The 548-nt window shown below is 63.7% G+C and carries 1 protein-coding gene; it reads left to right on the top strand.

Going from position 1 to position 548, the window contains the following annotated elements; all coding sequences use genetic code 11:
• On the top strand, positions 1-548 hold a 548-nt coding region (locus AC1D0P_RS27760; protein WP_477679673.1), incomplete at both ends, for a helix-turn-helix domain-containing protein.

Raw genomic sequence — 548 nt, 5'->3', positions numbered from 1 at the left:
CCCTTGACCGGAGCCGCGATCGAGACCACCCAGCCGAAAGTCGGCGCGCTGATCCGCGCCCGCCGCCGGCAGCTTGGCATGACGCTGCAGGAAATCTGCGATGCCGCCGGCATCTCGCTCGGCTATCTCTCCCAGGTCGAGCGCGACCAGGCGACGCCCTCGCTCGGCACGATGGCGCAAATCGCCCGCAGCCTCGATGTCGGCATGGACTATTTCATCGCTACGCCGAGCGTCGAGAGCGCGCTGACCCGCGGCGCCGAGCGCGAAAAATTCTCCGTTGACGGCTCATCCGTTCTCTATGAACGGATCGCCACCGATTTTGCCGGCAATATCCTGTCTTCGTTCGTGCTCAATGTGCCACCGGGCTACCGCTCCGAGACGGTCAGTCATGAGGGCGAGGAGATCCTCTACGTGCTCGAAGGCACGATCCAGCAGCGGCTTGATGACGAGGAAATCACTATGACTGCCGGCGACAGCCTGCATTTCCGCGGCAACCGCCCACATGCCTGGTGGAACGATTCCGGCAAGCCGGCACGATTGCTGTGGAC

Source organism: Polaromonas sp. P1_G2 (genome assembly GCF_056405515.1).
Note: the sequence above shows the minus strand (reverse complement) of the source record. Positions and strands in the feature narration are given on the sequence as shown.